This window comes from Sulfitobacter indolifex, assembly GCF_022788655.1.
Lineage (GTDB): Bacteria > Pseudomonadota > Alphaproteobacteria > Rhodobacterales > Rhodobacteraceae > Sulfitobacter > Sulfitobacter indolifex.
In genome coordinates this window covers 19,254-33,111 of the sequence record NZ_CP084956.1, presented here as the reverse complement: position 1 = coordinate 33,111, position 13,858 = coordinate 19,254, and the positions used below count along the sequence as shown (strand labels likewise).

The window sequence follows — 13,858 nt, the reverse complement described above, 5'->3', positions numbered from 1 at the left end:
CGGTGACCCGGTGGTGACACGCGCAACGCTATCCTTCGCGGCCACGGCACCAGTTTCAGCTGCGAGCGGCAAAGATTGTACTTTCGAAGCCCTGCCGCGCCCAGAATGATCCGCCCCGTCATCATATCTGCTGGGCTTTGGCTTTGCCTGCATGCAACCTCGGGCTTCGCCCAAGGTGTACCAACGCAAGACAACGCCGCAATCGGGCAAACCATTGCGCGTGTGACCGCATTGGTTCAGGATTTGGGAACCCAAGGTGACAAAGAAGCCGAGCGTTCTTCCATCGCCGAGGTGCAGGCAGATCAGCTGCGCACGCTCGAGGCAATTTCTGCCGCTATGACGGGTCCGGGCTTTGATATCAGCGCCCTTGAAGGCAACGCTGATTTTGGGGTCGCTTCCGTCTATCCCAACACCGATACAAGTCCGATGAACAGCCGCCTCTTTGGCGAGGGCCGCGAAACCGTCGAAATGATGATTGTGCGCGTTGCAGGCGAATATGCTGGCGCACCAGGCGTCGCACGGGCTGGTCTTTCCGCCACGCAATGGCGCTGCTTGTTTCAGGCACTGATCAAACAGGAAAGCCGCTTCAATATCACCGCCGAAAGCCATGTTGGCGCTTACGGACTGACACAGCTCATGCCCGGCACCGCATCGGACATGGGCGTCAATCGCTACGATCCTATGGACAACCTGCGTGGTGGCGCGCGCTACATCACGACCCAGCTGAACCGCTTTGGCAACATCCCCCATGCGCTCGCAGCCTATAACGCAGGCCCCGGACGCGTGATCGAGTATGGCGGCGTGCCGCCTTTTACCGAGACCCAAGGCTATGTGCGCAATATCTCCAAATTCTACAACGAATACCTTGCCGTTGTCGGTGGTGCGGAGGCGCTTGGCACATTGTCATCCTCAGATTTCGCCCTCGCTGAATACGCCAACATCTCGGATGCAGGCGTCTATTATGCGGCAAGCAGCCACGCCACGACGATGCAGGTCATCAACCGCCTGCGCGCGATCATTCTGCAAATCGACGCCCAACCAAATGCGAAAGCCGCGTGGGAACTCAACACCTACGCCAAAGCTGAAATCGCCCGCATCCTAAATCTGCGCGTCAGGCTGATGGCAGCCAATCAACAACGCGAAGCGACCCATGCCCAACATCTGGTCGCGGACCGCCTATCCGAGCGTGAATTCATGCAAATGGGAGTGCCAAATTGAAACAGCTTCTTCTTTCGGTCGCGGCGATAACCGCCCTTGGCCTTTCGACGCCAGCGCGCGCACAAGGCGTGCCAACGTTTGACGGCTCACAGCTTGGCCAGTTGGTCGCGCAGCTTGAGCACATGGCCGAAGACCTGAATGTTCAGCTGCAACAGCTGGCCACCATGCGGTTGGAGCTCGAGACCCAGCTTTCCCAGCTTCTTAACTTGGACGCCCAGTTGGCATCTCTTATCGAAGGCAGCGGGCTGAGCGGTCTCTTTGCATCGGTTGAAGAATTCCGCGCCTTGCGGGGCAAACTTGTTGGCCCGTTAAATACAGCGCGCTCACTGGCGAGCGGAGATTTCCTGAGTGGCTTTAATCCAGGCGCGGAACTGGAAGCATCAGTAGAGCGTGTGCTCTCCGGCAGTGGGTTCACGCCTGAGACGCTCAGCACTCTTTCGTCATCGCCACAACCTGCTGACAACCGCATTGCGACGTCCGCAGGCGCCAGCGCTATGTTGTCGGTAGCCGCGCAAGAAAGCCATGCAGAAGCAGGCCAAAGTCTGGAACGCCTTGAAACAATGGTTGGCTTGATCGACGATCAAGACGGCTTGAAAGCGGCCGTTGATTTGAACACGCGGGTCACTATCGAACTCGGGATTATCCTGACGCAAATCTGGCGCTTGGAAGCGGCACAAGGTGTTAGCGCAGGACAGCTCGGTGTGGTTGATGCGGCGACACTGGCCGATGAGCGCCGGTTCAGATCAATGGCGGTGGATCCGTGATGATGCGCCTCCCGCGTTCAATTCGGTCTACAGTTGCAGCGCTGCTTATCGCGCTGCCTGTCTCCGCTTTTGCTGAAACACCTGATTCAACATCCGGTGGGCCAAAGCCATTCAGTTCGATGGCTATTACCCCTGATGCTGGGGAGGCCTGCCGCATTCCGCGTCCTCCGGTAGATCTTGCGGAGACGGCTTATCTACGCAACGGATACCGCGCAATATTGCGTATTCTCGTTGCCGAACGGCAGTTGGAAACCGAAACCTGTGATTGCCTCTTGGGAGAATTCACATGGGACATTGCTCTCGCAGAGCTGCCGCGCTTTCGAACGTCCGACAATCCGCGCCTGCCGTTCAAAGTCCTCGACCTCTATGCCATGGCCGATGCGCTCGAGGCTGAGCACGCCGAGGGTTGTGCCGAATAGATGGGGATTATCAGCGATATCCTCGACCAGGTCGATGCAGCTGTAGACAGCGTCGCACAAGATGGCTTCATCTCGTCGGCTGCAGCAGTGGGCAATGTCATCACAGCAGGTGCTGTCCTGTTGTTGATACTGCTGGGCATCAATGTTGTGATGCAACTCAAGCCCATGACCTTTGGCAGCGCATTTGCATTTGGGATCAAAATCTCGCTGGTCGCCATTTTCGCCCAGAGTTGGGATAATTTTAGCGTTATCTACGGCATTGTAACGCAAGTACCGGACTCAGTCGGCGCATCCATTCTCGCTCTCACGGGATCTGGCGATGAGGCCGGCGTATACGAAAGTCTCGACAACATGGTGGCCCGGATCACGGCCTACGGCGACACGATCGGCGATCAAGCCGGCTGGGTCTTTGGGGCTGTGCTTGGCGCAATTTTCTTCGTTCTTTCCGCACTCTTCGCAGCCGTTACTGCTGGGATCATTGCATTCGCCAAAATCGTCTTTGCGCTGATGATCGTGATTGCCCCATTCATGATCATCACATCGCTGTTCAAGCCAACCCAGTCTCTCTTTGAGGCCTGGAGCCGTGCAACTATCGGCTACGCCTTGATGCCCGTCGCCGCTGCAGGTGCTGCTGGCATTATCGTTGCGATCGCAGAAGCCATTGGCGATGCGTCCGCCGATCCCGTCGATGTCGAAACCGTCAGTCTCATCTTGCCATTCTTGGTCATTCTGCTCCTCAGCGCCGGGATTATGGCATCCGTCCCTTACATCGCCTCCAACCTAACCGGCGTGATGGGCATCGCCTCCAACGCTGTCGGCCTGACGGGGCTGGCACGTCGCGGCATCGTCAACACGAGCGATTATGGCACGGGCAGTGCCACGCGCCTCGCAACAGGCAAATCACCGCAAGAGCTCCAGCAAGCGGTGAACAGCGGCGTTGTCAAAACCGGCGAAGCGATCCGCAGAACACCAGCCTCAGCCCTGAACACCGTCAAATCCTTCCGCGCCTCATGATGAAAGACCAACACCAAAAATGAAAAGCCAAACAAGCCAAGATCAAAGTGACGCTTTTGCAGTGGATTTTATTTACGGCCCGCGAAGACGCGAACGCTTTGCCTATTTTGTGGCCGCCGCTGGCGTTCTGGTCGGGCTGGCAGGAATTGTCGCTGGAGCGAGTGTGTTTCCACTCAAGTCGATCGAGACATTCGTTGTCGTCGTGGACAAGGAAACCGGCCAAATGGACCGAGTGGCTGCAGTCCAAGCACTGTCCCTGTCCGAGAGCGATGCCATTATTCAGGCCAACCTTGTGGCTTATGTGGATGACCGAGAAACCTATGACCTGACCGACGGCGAACAACGGATCAATTCCGTTCTTGAACGATCCGACGGAGATGCCGCACGCACCCTGCGCGACCTTTGGACCTCGTCCAACGAAGATTACCCAATCGCTGTTTATGGCCGCGATGCCGTCATCGAAGTTGTGATCAAGTCCGTGAACCAGATCGAACCTGGCGTCGCACAGATCCGCTTTACCCGCACCCTGCGCCGCACGCGCGATACCCGCACCGTGACGCGCAGCTATGTGGCCACTGCTGGCTACGCCTTTGAACCAGAAACTCGCCAGCGCCTTCAGGATGTCTGGGCCAACCCCTTGGGCTTCGTGGTCACCTCATACCGCGTCGACGCCGAGACTTTGGAGAACTGATCCCTTGAATATCGCTGCCCGTTTGATCTGCGCTGCCGCATTGCTTTCGGCGTCCCCTGCCCTGTCAGAGTCCGTGCCGCGCAGCGGCGCGCTCGACGATCGTGTGCGCATCGCCACTTACTTCGAAAACCAAGTCTTCGTCATCGAGACTGATCTGCGCCACTCAACAACTATCCACTTCGGGCCAGGCGAACGGTTTGATGCGGTCATTGTTGGCGACACCGAGAGTTTCCAAGTCGATCCGATCCCCGAGCTCGGAAACGTGCTGACCATCAAGCCGCATGTGCAAGGTGCCTCGACCAACATGACAGTGATCACCAACCGCAGGACCTATTCCTTCCATCTGCGCGAAGGGGCCATTCCGGGTCGCTCGGGCATGTTTTTTGAGGTGCGGTTTCTCTATCCAGAGGATGAGCGTCGCGCGGCAGCTGCTAGTACCCAACCCAAAGGCTTTGAGGCCCCGCGCAACTACAGCTACCGCGTCGCGGGCGAAGGGGATTTCCGTCCAACCCATATCTACGATGACGGGCGGTACACATACTTCACCTTCCCCGAAAACGGACGCCAACCCGCAGTCTTTAAGGCCGACGATCAAGGCCGGGAGCGCACCGTGAACTGGACTCAACAAGGCAACATCGTGCGCGTGCTTGGCGTGAACCAATTCTGGACCTTGCGGATTGGCGACGAGGCCATCTGCGCCTTGCGCGATGACAGCGCAATTTATGTGAGCAACTGATCATGGCTGATGAGAACACACCCGACCTTCAGGACCGCCTGAGCACGTTCAGCCAGAAGAACAAGACCAAACGCCGTGGCGGTAATATAGGTGTCGGGGCATTGGCGATCGCGCTTGCGCTTGGCGGCGGTGGTGCTGCCTACTTTCTGGCAACAAATCTGCAAGAAAGAGCCAAAGGCTTAGAAACGTCTGACGTTGAGACCTTTCAGGATCAACGCACCGGAAATGGTGGGCGGTTGGAATTTCCGCCGGATGAAGCGGAACAACGGGTCAACGATGCACTTATAGCAGTTGAAGAGGCGCTCGATGTGCCGGCCCCTGCGCCGGCACCCGCAGAACCCAGTGCAGCGGTGCTGGAGGAAATCGCGAAACTGAGGGAAGCGCTTGCTGCGAGCCAATCTGCCCGCAACGCCGAAATTCAGGAAGCCGTCTCTGATCTGCGAGAGGCGTTCCAAGTCCAAACCGATGCGCTTGAAGCCTCCATTGCCGCCAAAGACACCGAAATAGAAAACGCGCAGCGGCAGAACGAAGCACGTTTGGCCGGCCTGCAGGCCATGCTGGACGCTGAACGTGCGCAGCGCGAAGGTCTTGAGGCAGAAATGGCGCGCGATGGTCTGATTGCAGATCAACGGTTGCTTGAAGAACGCCAGCGGCAGGAGGAAGAGCAGCGTCAGCGTGAAGCCGAACGTGTTGCGCAAGAATTGCTGACCGCCCAGATCGTTTCTCCTTCGGTCGTTTATGCAGATGGCCCACGGACCGCATCCGCTGACGGAACAAGTCCAAATGCTGCTGTGGCAGGAACAGATGGACCCACCCTGACCGAAAACGAACAGTATCTCCGGCAAGGCGCAAGGCCACTGGAAATTCAAGAAGCGTCCCAGATGGCCTTTCCAGAGAGAACGCTCTCCCAAGGCTCTGTCATTCAAGCTGCCTTGCAAACAGCTATCAACAGCGACTTGCCGGGCTCTGTTGTGGCGGTTGTGTCTGAACCGGTGCCTGCCTTTTCTGGCGATCAAATCCTAATCCCGCGCGGCTCGCGTCTTTTTGGCCAATATCGGTCTGGAATTGAGTTGAACCAGAAACGTATCCTGATCCTATGGACCCGCGTTCTAACCCCAGATGGGACGTCGATTGAAATTGCCTCTGTTGGCGGCGACCAGCTTGGGCGCTCTGGGTTAACTGGGATCGTCGACACAAAGTTTGCTGAACGTTTTGGTGGGGCCGCGCTGATCTCCCTCATTGGCGCAGCACCAGCAGTTGCCGCAAACAGTACTGACAATGAAACAGCCAGCGAAGTGCTTGAGGGGGTTTCCGGAGATCTGGAAGACGCTGTGGGGTCTGTGATCGCCGAGCAGGTTTCGATCTCACCCACTATTTATATTGATCAAGGTGCATCCGTGACAGTTCTCGTCGACCGCGATGTGGTGATCTATTGAGCCAACCCCCGCTGCCTGCGTCCTACTTAGAGCGATATCTTGAGCCGTTTCGCGATTTGCTGCTGCGCGACGATGTCGTCGAAATCGCAATCAACCCTGATGGAAAAGTCTGGGTCGAAGCCGCAGGTGACGCGGCAATGCGTCATGAAGGTCAGACAGTTGACCGTAGCACGGCATTCAATATGGCGCAGACAATCGTCGGTGATGCCAATGCCCGCGTATCAGAGAAAAACCCGCTGGTGTCTGGCAAAGTTGAATATGCAGGCCGACCTCTGAGAGTTCAGGTCGCGGTTCCACCTGCCATTGAACAGGGTGCCTCGATCACTATCCGTCTGTTCGCTACAGCGGGCGTGCAGGGGTACAAACCATCCTATCTTTTTGGCAAAGCTGTCTCGCTCGACCAACTGAGAGCTGAAAAGATGAAAGACATTGCCAGCCAAGCTGAAGAAAACCTCGAAGCCGCGTTAGAGGCCTTGGTACATCAAAGGCTCAATATATTGATCAGTGGTGGCACATCGACTGGCAAGACCACCTTTGCCCGACATCTTCTTACTCATGTCGATGATGGCGAACGGCTGATCACGATTGAAGATGCGTTTGAACTGTTCCCTAGCCAACCCAACACCGTAGCCCTGCTGGCAAGTCGCAGCACTGGATCACAGAGAAGCGCTCACGCGCTTCTGCAGGCGTCTTTGCGGATGCGCCCGGACCGTATCATCGTTGGGGAACTGCGCGGGGACGAAGCCTTAACTTACCTCGAAGCGATCAACACCGGACATGGTGGGTCAGTCTCAACCATCCATGCGGAAACAGCTGAGCTGGCAATCGATCGGTTAGCCATAATGGTCTTACAAGCGGGCACGCCGCTCACCTTCGCTGAGGTGCGGAAGTACATTCAGAAGTCGATCGATGTTATCGTCCAATTGGGTCGAATGGACGGGAAACGTGGAATCGCTGAGTTCTATTTGCCCAACTAGGCTCAATAAAGCGCGACGATTGCGGCCATTCGCTGCGCACCGTATCAACTTACACTACGCGGGACATTTCAGACCTTCGCTGCACGTGCGCGAATGTCCTGTCCAGCGAACCGTTCAACAAACGGTCCTTTTTGGAAGGCTATGTTCGTCTAGCTAAAAACCAAAGAACCAAACAACAGAGTGCCGGCGCTATGTACCATATTTCTGGGCCGTCCAAAAGTTCTAAAAAACGTGTCGGAAAGTCTTTGTCCGGCTGCAAGGCGGGGTCAAAAAATACGGTCCCAAAATTCCGATCCATACTTATGAATCCCAGAAAATAGCTTAGCCGTGAGATGAGCATCCAGGTCATCCAGATCATCAAAGTGGCGAAACCTATTCGCACGACCTTTGAAAAGGTGGAGCGCAGTCGATTAAATCCGGCAATTGTAAAACCGAACAGGCTTAGGGCTAAGAGTATCGCAACTACCACCTTGTTCATTTGTAGCGAATTAAGGATCGCATCAATTTGATAAGACGAGGAGGATGACGACAAAGGTGGATAAAGCGTCCAGCCATCTGGCGCGACAGGACCCGATAACGATGAGGGGAAATTTATACTGGTGATTGGAACGGCGAGGTAACATGCAAGAGCTAGCCACATCGCCGCAACGACCCATGCCTTGAAATGAAGTGGCATGGTTTTTTGTAGGCGCATCACAAGCACTGCGAGGAATGCGGGAATCAGAGCCAAGTAAACTAGGAATGCCAAAGGGGCGCGCGAAATCGCGCTGGCTTGATCAACATTTGCAAAGCAAAATGTTAACTGGCCCTCAGCGCAAATATACTGAAGCCCAGGGGCCATCAACTCCATCCGTAGGATCATCTGCAACGCTAAAAGTGCAAGCCCGACAAAAAGGGCAACTACCGTAAATATTGCTGCAGGGATCTTCGCATTCCTGCGGACATCGGCGCTCATCATTCCTTAAACTTCCATGTCGTTGACGTGCTCTGATCACTGATGGTCGATGCACTGTTTCTCTTCAAGTAGATTTAAATTCTGCCTTGTTCCAAAAACCCTCCTTTTTGGCACAACCACGAAACTCCTCGTTCGATGCTGCCTTAAACCCCGTTCAAAACCCAAGTGGTTGTTGAACGTTTTTGCCTCCACCGGGATAGCAGACTTTAGCTGCATCGCAGAAATTCGGCAAAGAGGGCTCAATCAGAACCACCGCTGCGCCGCGTACGCAAGTCCGGTCTGGATTGGCGAACGGCACATGCCGTCCGCCAACGTGGCTCAAATGTCGATCTGCTCGGCGATGCTCAGAGCGTCTTCCAGCTCAACGCCAAGGTAGCGCACAGTGCTGTCCACTTTGGTGTGACCAAGGAGCAGCTGAACTGCGCGAAGATTGCCAGTCTTTCGGTAAATTTCGGCCGCTTTCGTCCGACGAAGCGAATGGGTGCCATACCCGCTCGGTTCTAAACCAATCGCGGTCACCCAGTCGCGGACGAGCCGACCGTACTGGCGCGTCGAGATGTGTGGGCGGTCATGGAACCGACTCGGGAACATGTACCGGCACGCAAACATCTCGGGCGACTTGACCCAAGCCAGGACAGTTTGGCGCGTGTTTTCCGTCAGTTCGAATTGAACGGGCCGCTTGGTTTTGCTCTGGATCACAGAGACTCGCTCCCGCACGCGGTCATCTTTGACCAGATCAGCAACCGCCAGTTTCACCAGATCGCATCCTCGCAGTTTGCTGTCGATGGCCACGTTGAAAAGCGCAAGATCGCGCAGGTTGCCCGACAGTTCGAGCCGCGCGCGGATCGCCCAGACCTGTTTCGGCAACAGTGGTCGTTTCTGGCCGATGATCCGGCCCTTGTTCCAGGGTCTTCGTTTCGGGGTGACAGCGGGAAGTTGGACTCTTGGCATATTACGCCCTCCAATCCTCCCGCCAAACCCAGACATCAGCACCGCGCTGACACCTAAATTTTACAGGCAGTTTGAATGGCCGTTGTCAGGTCGCCTGTTTTTTGGGACACGCCGCAGACGCATTCGGCAGCAAAGAGCGCATTTTGACCAATGCTGCGTCGGGCGCGAACTGGTACAATCCGTGTCAGACAGACATTGCAGCGGCCAAACTTGGCCGATGCCAACGACCTGATTTGAGAGCGGCCGGTCTGGCTGTAGTCGTTCCGTAGATTATGAAAATCATTTAAGCTGAGCTAACAAAGTCTGTAAATTTAGATAAAAGACCGGTGAAGTGTGCTCTGCTATCAATTCCTCCGACGCCCAACTGGGCAAAGGGAGGAAATCATGGAAACAGTCCGTCGACATTCTGAATCCAACGTCTCGCTCGAGCGACGCGCGTGGAACATCCGGCGCAAAGCGCTCTTGATGGGCGAGGTTCAGGGACAAGGCTATATCGGCCAGGCTCTCGGCGTGGCGGACGTACTTGCCGCGTCGTATTTCCATGCACTCGAATACCGGCCAGAAGACCCTGAATGGGAAGGTCGGGATCGCTTTTACCTCTCTATCGGTCACTATGCCATCGCGCTTTATTCGGTGTTGATGGAGGCAGGAATCTTGCCGGAGGACGAGCTTGAAACCTATGGTATGGACGATAGCCGGATGCCCATGTCTGGCATGGCGTCCTACACGCCCGGTATGGAAATTACCGGTGGATCGTTGGGTCACGGTCTGGGCATCGCTGTCGGCGCGGCTCTTGGCCTAAAGCGCAAGGAAAGCCCCGCCTTCGTCTACAACCTCATGTCGGACGGCGAACTGGGTGAAGGATCGACCTGGGAAGCGGTCATGTCTGCCGTTCAGTGGAAGCTCGACAACCTGATTTGTCTGGTCGATTTCAACAATCAGCAGGCTGACGGGCCGACGCGCGCGGCGCTGGCGCAAGGGGATGAAGAGAAAAAATGGGCCGCCTTCGGCTGGCACGCGCAGCGGGTGGATGGAAACGATCTTGATGCCGTCGTGACCGCATTCGATGAGGCACGCAACACCGACCATGCCGGACCGCGTGTCATCATTTTCGACACACGCATGTGCAAGGGCGTAGATTTCCTGGAAAGCCGCGAAATCACCCACTTCGTGCGCGTGGAAGCCGACGAATGGTCCAAAGCCCTGGCCAAGCTGGAAGAAGGAAAGCCGCAATGACCCTCGCCTCGATGAAGCGCAAATACGAGCCGCGCACGGTCCGGCTGGGCCCGGACGGTCAGAAGGTTGCAACGACCGCGATGATCGCCTCCTTGGCGGCAGAGGGCTATGACACGGTGGCGGCGCCTTTCGGCCTTGCCCTGGTCGAGGCCGCCCGGAAAGACGACAAGATTGTCGGTCTGTCCGCCGATCTCGCCAAATACACAGATCTGCATATCTTCGCCAAAGCGATGCCGGACCGGTTCTACCAAATGGGTATGGCGGAACAGTTGTTGATGTCGGCCGCCGCCGGGCTGGCACGGGAAGGTTTTAATCCCTTTGCCACGACTTATGCTGTCTTCGCCTCGCGGCGCGCTTATGACTTCATTGCAATGGCGATTGCCGAAGAAAACCTGCCGGTCAAGATCATTTGCGCCCTTCCAGGACTCACCACTGGCTACGGTCCCAGCCACCAGGCGACAGAGGACCTGGCGATTTTTCGGGGCCTGCCGAACATGACGATCATTGACCCGTGTGATGCTGACGATATCGCAGGCATGGTGCCGCAGATTGCTGCGCATAACGGTCCAGTTTATTCGCGACTGCCACGGGGCAAGGTTCCGAGCGTTCTGACTCGCCACAAACCAGACTACAAGTTCGAGCTGGGCAAAGCGCAGATCATACGCGACGGGAAGGATGCCTTAATCATCTCGACAGGTTTCATGACCATGCGTGCGCTGGACGCCGCCGTCCAACTTGAGGCGGATGGGGTAGAGGCTGCCGTGCTGCATGTCCCGACGATTAAGCCGCTGGATACCCAGACAATCCTTGCGGAAGCGCAGAAGGGCGGTCGTCTGGTCGTTACGGCCGAAAACCACACCGTTGTTGGCGGGCTTGGTGAGGCGGTTGCGCGGACCCTGCTGACGAACGGAGTAACCCCGACGTTCCGAATGATTGGTCTTCCAGACGAGTTCCTTGAAGCGGGCGCTTTGCCGACTTTGCACGAGATGTACGGCATGACAGTCAGCCAGATCGCGGCGAAGATCAAAGATTGGCTATGACGAATTAGGGTTTAGTCAGTCCAACACAATTTAAGGGAGGAGAGAGGCTATGGGGCTTCTGAAGAACAAGTACGCCATTGTGACCGGCGCGGCCTCGGCCCGAGGTCTCGGCAAGGCGACAGCGCAAATGTTCGCCGAACACGGCGCAACAATTGCCATTCTTGATCTCGACGCTGACGCGGCAAAGGCCGCAGCGGCGGACCTCGGTAAGGGTCATGTCGGTCTCGCCTGTAACGTCACTGACAAAGATGCCTGCAATGCGGCAATCCAGACGCTGATGGACAGCTGGGGCCGGATTGACATTCTGGTCAACAACGCCGGGATCACCCAGCCACTCAAGATCATGGAGATCGAGCCGCAGAACTATGACGCGGTGACAGACGTGAACCTGCGCGGCACGCTTTATGTGAGCCAGGCCGTCATCCCCGGGATGATAGCGCAGAAATCCGGCTCCATCGTCAACCTGTCGTCCGTCTCTGCGCAGCGCGGCGGCGGTATTTTTGGCGGGCCGCATTATTCCGCAGCCAAAGCCGGTGTCCTTGGTCTGACCAAGGCAATGGCGCGTGAGCTGGCCCCCGACAACGTGCGCGTGAATGCCATCTGTCCCGGCTTCATCGCCACTGACATCACAGCAGGTAAGCTGACCGCTGATCAGCAACAGATGGTGCTGGACGGCATTCCCATGGGCCGAGCCGGAGCGGCGTCAGACGTCGCCGGCTGCGCCTTGTTTCTTGCGTCCGACCTTTCCGCCTACTGCACAGGCACTGAGGTCGACGTCAACGGAGGCTCTTTGATCCACTGATCCCCGAGCTAAAAGCCGGCGTCATGAGGAATGGCGCCAAAACCTGAAGTCTTCTCAAAGGGAGGAACCTACAATGAAGACAACACTAATGGCCGTTCTGGCCACCACGACCATAATCGCGGGCACCGCACAAGCGGACGAGATCATCTTCGCCCACGGCTCCAACCCAGGCAATCCGCGCTATGTCGCAGCAGAGAAGTTCGCCGAACTTTTCACCGCGTGCACGGGCGGCGAGCACACCGTGAACGTGGCAGCCTCTGCTACGATGGGTGACGACTCCGAGATGCTAACCTCTGCCACGGCAGGTGTCATCAACATCACTGCGAATAGCCAAGGCGCAATGAGCCAGATCGTACCTGAAGTGGGCCTCTTGGGGTTGCCCTTCCTGTTCAAGGATCTGCCGACCGCTTGGGCCGTGCTTGACGGGGAGGTCGGTGATATGATCGACGCACGCGCCAACAACGCAGGCCTCAAGGTTTTGGGTTTCTGGGACAACGGCATCCGGAACGTCACTCATACTGAGAAGGGCGTTCCAACCCCTGCTGATCTGTCGGGCATGCAGATCCGCACCCCCCCCGATCAGATGACGGTCGACATCTTCGAGGCTCTGGGTGCATCTCCAGCTCCTCTGGCATGGTCAGAACTGCCGACCGCGCTGCAATCCGGCGTCTTTGACGGGCAGGAAAACCCGCTTGTGAACATCTACTCGGCCAACCTGCACGAAATTACCCCCTACGTCACGCTGACCGGCCACAAGTACGAATCCACGCCGGTCGTCGCGGGTCTGGCTTGGTGGTCGGGCCTTGACGAGGCGACGCAAACCTGTGTCACCGACGCCGTGGCCGAAGCTGGCGAGCTTCAACGAAATCTGGTACTGGCCTCTGACGAGGAGCTTCGGCCGACGATGGAAGCCGAAGGCGCGATCTTCGCCGAAGCCGACAAGGCGGCATATCAAGAAGCAACGCAGTCCGTCTACGACCAGTACGCGGAGCAGTACCCTGAGCTCGTTGCGGCACTACGCGAAGCGGCGGGCCTGTGATGTCCGCCGGGGACCGCAAGTCCCCGGAGAATGGCGGGAAGGGGCAGAACAGCCCCTTCCTCAGCCTGGCTCGCGGGGCTACTAACGTACTGGACTGGAGCGGCCGGATCATCGTGGCAGCCTGTCTCGCGTCAATGTTCGTAGCACTTCTCGTCAATGTGATCCTACGCTACGCTCTTGGCTCCGGCATCCCATGGGCTTCTGAAATACATGCGATCCTGCTGCCTTGGTTGGTGGCTGGTGGGCTCGTGATTGCTTCAGCGCGCGGGCGCAATATTGCGATCACGCTGCTTTCTGATCTGCTGAAAGGCCGGGCGCTTCTCGGGCTCAATCTGATCATCCAAGCGATTATCCTGATCATTGCCATCAGTGTTCTCTGGAGTAGCCAGCCAATCCTGAAGGCCTCGCAGTTCCAGACCCTGTCGACCCTCGGCATAAAGCAGGTGTGGGGGTATTCGAGTCTTGTCTACGCTTTCGCGGCCATGGCGCTCATTGCCGCGCTTAACCTCTTTAGGGCGCTGTCCGGCGAAGATGTTGCCAATCACGATCCCCAACACGCAAGCCTGAGCTGAAAGGAGAC

At 56.9% G+C, this 13,858-nt stretch carries 15 protein-coding genes; 13 read left to right on the top strand and 2 right to left on the bottom strand.

The features are described from left to right. Positions 1-105 precede the first annotated feature (105 nt). The 8 genes from DSM14862_RS20735 (at position 106) to virB11 (ending at position 7,255) form a co-directional block, all read left to right on the top strand. Positions 106-1,218 (top strand): transglycosylase SLT domain-containing protein, encoded by a 1,113-nt coding sequence (locus DSM14862_RS20735; RefSeq protein ID WP_007121041.1) that lies wholly within the window; start codon positions 106-108, stop codon positions 1,216-1,218. After that, positions 1,215-1,982 carry a type IV secretion system protein gene (locus DSM14862_RS20730; RefSeq protein ID WP_007121042.1) on the top strand — a complete coding sequence of 256 codons (768 nt, stop codon included), beginning with the start codon at positions 1,215-1,217 and terminating at the stop codon, positions 1,980-1,982. Before DSM14862_RS20735 ends, DSM14862_RS20730 begins: the two co-directional genes overlap by 4 nt. A 119-nt stretch (positions 1,983-2,101) precedes the next feature. Then, positions 2,102-2,401, top strand: a complete 300-nt coding sequence (locus DSM14862_RS20725; protein WP_007121043.1) for a hypothetical protein — start codon at positions 2,102-2,104, stop codon at positions 2,399-2,401. Further along, positions 2,402-3,415 (top strand): type IV secretion system protein, encoded by a 1,014-nt coding sequence (locus tag DSM14862_RS20720; RefSeq protein ID WP_007121044.1) that lies wholly within the window; start codon positions 2,402-2,404, stop codon positions 3,413-3,415. Between the two features lie 19 nt (positions 3,416-3,434). Beyond that, positions 3,435-4,106, top strand: coding sequence for a virB8 family protein (locus DSM14862_RS20715; RefSeq protein ID WP_007121045.1), 672 nt, complete (start codon positions 3,435-3,437; stop codon positions 4,104-4,106). Between the two features lie 4 nt (positions 4,107-4,110). After that, a complete protein-coding gene (locus DSM14862_RS20710; protein WP_007121046.1) occupies positions 4,111-4,842 on the top strand; it encodes a TrbG/VirB9 family P-type conjugative transfer protein in 732 nt (243 codons plus the stop codon). Positions 4,843-4,844: 2 nt separating this feature from the next. Continuing rightward, on the top strand, positions 4,845-6,278 hold the full coding sequence (locus DSM14862_RS20705; protein ID WP_007121047.1) for a TrbI/VirB10 family protein: 1,434 nt from the start codon (positions 4,845-4,847) through the stop codon (positions 6,276-6,278). Between the two features lie 11 nt (positions 6,279-6,289). Continuing rightward, the gene (gene virB11, locus DSM14862_RS20700; protein ID WP_040701958.1) at positions 6,290-7,255 is read left to right on the top strand and encodes a P-type DNA transfer ATPase VirB11; all 966 of its coding nucleotides are present in this window, start codon (positions 6,290-6,292) and stop codon (positions 7,253-7,255) included. Positions 7,256-7,394: 139 nt separating this feature from the next. Here virB11 and DSM14862_RS20695 read toward each other — a convergent pair whose 3' ends face one another. Both DSM14862_RS20695 and DSM14862_RS20690 read right to left on the bottom strand, forming a co-directional pair. Continuing rightward, a complete protein-coding gene (locus DSM14862_RS20695; RefSeq protein WP_007121049.1) occupies positions 7,395-8,213 on the bottom strand; it encodes a heme-copper oxidase family protein in 819 nt (272 codons plus the stop codon). Positions 8,214-8,528: 315 nt separating this feature from the next. Then, positions 8,529-9,161 carry a tyrosine-type recombinase/integrase gene (locus DSM14862_RS20690; RefSeq protein ID WP_040701957.1) on the bottom strand — a complete coding sequence of 211 codons (633 nt, stop codon included), beginning with the start codon at positions 9,159-9,161 and terminating at the stop codon, positions 8,529-8,531. Positions 9,162-9,545: 384 nt separating this feature from the next. Between DSM14862_RS20690 and DSM14862_RS20685 the strand changes: the two genes are divergently transcribed. The 5 genes from DSM14862_RS20685 (at position 9,546) to DSM14862_RS20665 (ending at position 13,850) form a co-directional block, all read left to right on the top strand. After that, entirely contained in the window at positions 9,546-10,397 is an 852-nt protein-coding gene (locus tag DSM14862_RS20685; protein WP_152467648.1) for a transketolase, read from the top strand. Further along, positions 10,394-11,437: a transketolase family protein gene (locus DSM14862_RS20680; RefSeq protein WP_007120917.1), complete on the top strand. Its 1,044-nt coding sequence runs from the start codon at positions 10,394-10,396 to the stop codon at positions 11,435-11,437. Before DSM14862_RS20685 ends, DSM14862_RS20680 begins: the two co-directional genes overlap by 4 nt. Before the next feature lie 49 nt (positions 11,438-11,486). Further along, on the top strand, positions 11,487-12,239 hold the full coding sequence (locus tag DSM14862_RS20675; RefSeq protein ID WP_007120918.1) for an SDR family NAD(P)-dependent oxidoreductase: 753 nt from the start codon (positions 11,487-11,489) through the stop codon (positions 12,237-12,239). Positions 12,240-12,312: 73 nt separating this feature from the next. Beyond that, entirely contained in the window at positions 12,313-13,278 is a 966-nt protein-coding gene (locus DSM14862_RS20670) for a TRAP transporter substrate-binding protein (protein ID WP_040701884.1), read from the top strand. Next, positions 13,278-13,850, top strand: coding sequence for a TRAP transporter small permease (locus DSM14862_RS20665; RefSeq protein WP_007120920.1), 573 nt, complete (start codon positions 13,278-13,280; stop codon positions 13,848-13,850). Before DSM14862_RS20670 ends, DSM14862_RS20665 begins: the two co-directional genes overlap by 1 nt. The last annotated feature ends 8 nt before the right edge of the window (positions 13,851-13,858 follow it).

Excerpts from the sequence above, each read along its gene's own strand:
- DSM14862_RS20735 (WP_007121041.1), top strand. The coding sequence starts at position 106 with ATGATCCGCCCCGTCATCATATCTGCTGGGCTTTGGCTTTGCCTGCAT.
- DSM14862_RS20725 (WP_007121043.1), top strand. The coding sequence starts at position 2,102 with ATGGCTATTACCCCTGATGCTGGGGAGGCCTGCCGCATTCCGCGTCCT.
- DSM14862_RS20720 (WP_007121044.1), top strand. The coding sequence starts at position 2,402 with ATGGGGATTATCAGCGATATCCTCGACCAGGTCGATGCAGCTGTAGAC.
- DSM14862_RS20715 (WP_007121045.1), top strand. The coding sequence starts at position 3,435 with ATGAAAAGCCAAACAAGCCAAGATCAAAGTGACGCTTTTGCAGTGGAT.
- DSM14862_RS20705 (WP_007121047.1), top strand. The coding sequence starts at position 4,845 with ATGGCTGATGAGAACACACCCGACCTTCAGGACCGCCTGAGCACGTTC.
- DSM14862_RS20695 (WP_007121049.1), bottom strand. The coding sequence starts at position 8,213 with ATGATGAGCGCCGATGTCCGCAGGAATGCGAAGATCCCTGCAGCAATA.
- DSM14862_RS20690 (WP_040701957.1), bottom strand. The coding sequence starts at position 9,161 with ATGCCAAGAGTCCAACTTCCCGCTGTCACCCCGAAACGAAGACCCTGG.
- DSM14862_RS20685 (WP_152467648.1), top strand. The coding sequence starts at position 9,546 with ATGGAAACAGTCCGTCGACATTCTGAATCCAACGTCTCGCTCGAGCGA.
- DSM14862_RS20680 (WP_007120917.1), top strand. The coding sequence starts at position 10,394 with ATGACCCTCGCCTCGATGAAGCGCAAATACGAGCCGCGCACGGTCCGG.
- DSM14862_RS20675 (WP_007120918.1), top strand. The coding sequence starts at position 11,487 with ATGGGGCTTCTGAAGAACAAGTACGCCATTGTGACCGGCGCGGCCTCG.
- DSM14862_RS20670 (WP_040701884.1), top strand. The coding sequence starts at position 12,313 with ATGAAGACAACACTAATGGCCGTTCTGGCCACCACGACCATAATCGCG.
- DSM14862_RS20665 (WP_007120920.1), top strand. The coding sequence starts at position 13,278 with ATGTCCGCCGGGGACCGCAAGTCCCCGGAGAATGGCGGGAAGGGGCAG.